Annotated in this window: 2 protein-coding genes; both read right to left on the reverse strand. The window is 55.4% G+C overall.

What is annotated here, in order from left to right:
• Nucleotides 1–88: 88 nt before the first annotated feature.
• Nucleotides 89–1,549, reverse strand: coding sequence for a P-loop NTPase (locus GF068_RS43185; RefSeq protein WP_153825422.1), 1,461 nt, complete (start codon nucleotides 1,547–1,549; stop codon nucleotides 89–91).
• 58 nt (nucleotides 1,550–1,607) lie between these two features.
• Nucleotides 1,608–2,246: a TIR domain-containing protein gene (locus tag GF068_RS43190; protein WP_170320065.1), complete on the reverse strand. Its 639-nt coding sequence runs from the start codon at nucleotides 2,244–2,246 to the stop codon at nucleotides 1,608–1,610.
• Nucleotides 2,247–2,400 lie beyond the last annotated feature (154 nt).

Here is a 2,400-nt window from a genome sequence, read left to right on the forward strand (position 1 = left end):
CAGAAACCAGAGTGCGCCTCACGCCGCGGCGAAGACGCCGCGACGCGAGGCGCGAGCTGCCGCTGTTGTAGCCGCACCCTCATAGAATTCACGACGGCGCTGTCTCGTTCGCGTTGACACGTTCCGCAATACCCTGGAGGCGAGCGGGATTCAGTACCCGGTCAACTTTTGATGACCGCACGGCTACGACGACTAATTGTGTAGCTTCCGTACTGAACGCGTCACAGATGAGCGGGGCGAGCTCTGACCCATAGCGATCCGCGTCGTCAATAAAAAGAATCTTTTTACGAGATTCGTCGAGGCAGAATTTTTTGATGTCACGGGGCGACACGTCGACATCCGAATCCACCCAATGCACTGCATTGCCCGCGGCAGACAGTTTAATTGCCAGCCGAATTAGGCTGGTGCTCTTGCCCGACCCGGCGGTTCCGGTGAGCAGTAGCAAAGGGCCGGGCTTTAGTTTCCCAGCACCGTCCCTGCGATCTCTCGCCACAGCATCTCGACAGTGCTCCAACATCTCCACGTCAACTGAGCGCTCGATGGCCCTACCTGCTGTCAGATCGCTCCACTTCGGCTCATCTCCAAGCAAAAAGGCTGACGGACTAGCGGGGCGAGTCCTCGCAATGATCGCTCCTACATCGACAATCTGCGAGATGCCGCTCTTGATCCCCGCGAGCTGAACTCCTAGAGCCTTAAGCCCGGGCAGAATCGAGGTGTGCATTTTGTCGAGCACTTCGCCCGCAAACTGCTCGGCTGTGCACGACACCCATTCAACGTTGAATTGCTTGAGCAGCGACTGGCGAGCGCGACTCAATTTCGGAGAAATTAGAAACGACCTCGGCCGTAGTTCACTTAGCCCACGGCGTCCCTTCTCACCTCTGAATTCGATGTGTTGCCAGAGCAACGATTCATCAAGAGGTGTCCCTACAAATACGACGGGATATGACAGCAGGTCAGCAACCATGCGGGCATACCAGGGCTCTTGAGTGGTCATCCGCTCCGCATATTGCATCGTAGAGAATGTAACACCGTCTGGCGCATCATCGATCATGCCGTTGAGATGGACTACCTCCAACAAGGGTTGCGAGGCTGATTTTGCGCGCTCTTCCGTCGGAGAGTTGTATTTCAGTATTCCCGACATGGATCGAAACCCACGAGGAAGTTCGAATCTTCTTGTTGCCGCGGATTCGAGATCATCGACGTTGAGAGTGTAGTAGCGACGCCACGGCATCGATAGCCACGTGCGATAGTAGTCCGGCAAAGAACTCGGTGCGACCCTTAGTCGACGCTGCAATAGCGCCATAAGAGCGGAACGGTGCTTTACGAGCGCTGTTTGAAAAAGATCCTGTAGAGTGCTCTCGTTATCGAACGCTTCGCCGGGAAAGCAAATGTCCCATATTTCGCGCGCCAGAGCCGGTCCGATAGGAAGCCTGTTTCCTTCGGAGTCTGTTGCGCCCCACGAAAAGCCAGACCCAGTGAACAGCACAACGCGACCATGCTCGAATTGAAACTGAAGAAACGAGGACACAGTGGAATCGATTGTGCTCATTGCCTGCCTCTGTACAGGGCACTTGCGCTGCCGTGAAAAGCCGTTTTGATGCTCGCGCTCACAAACGGGTCTCGATGAATTTTCGTAGCTGAGTCTCGATGGTAGAAGTGTTGTTCCGGTCCTTCAACGGCAAGTAGATTCCACCACCAATGTCGGCAGGCATTTTAGTGCCTTCCTCCCTTATGATTAGGGTTCTTTCCCTCCCGACCGCGTGCATGAAGAAACCTGCCTCAAAGACGACGTTGTCGCGAGGTGCGGCATGCGTAGCGTCACCACTGACGAGTTCATCGTCCTTGGAAAATAAAAAGATTCCGCCCAAACAGGTTTTGGCGGCTTCCTCAATTTCATCTAGGATCACTCCGGCTAGTCTGAAATCGGTCTGCCAGTCGCGAACGGCGACACCGATCGACAGGAGGTAGCGAATGATGCGATTGGCCGTGTCGGTAGCCTTTCCGCTGTAGCCGAAGAAGACGTGATGTCGACGGCCAATTGCGTCGCGCCAGATGGTAAACTGGCGTTGGAAGTCTTCTGAGTCGAGCCAGGCCGGAGATGAGGCTGATGGTCGCGATAGAATGTAGTGGCCTCCACCGAGGAAAGCAATGCCTCGCGGCGTAACGGTTTCGTCCTTCACGATGAGCATTTGCTTGTCGAAGGCTAGGGCCATAGCACCCTCGAAATGCGTATACTCGGTCGGCATGACCACCGGCGGGGTCTTTCGGGTATCTCCCTCTGTGCCAACATCCGATGAGACAGCGCTCCTCCCGAAATTAGTGTAGAGAAGAGGGCGGAGACTGGACCTGACCCGCGTGCCCAAACCTTCCCATCTTCGATCCATCGATTCTACCTCCGCC

It is taken from the genome of Polyangium spumosum, from assembly GCF_009649845.1.
Taxonomy (GTDB): Bacteria; Myxococcota_A; Polyangia; order Polyangiales; family Polyangiaceae; genus Polyangium; species Polyangium spumosum.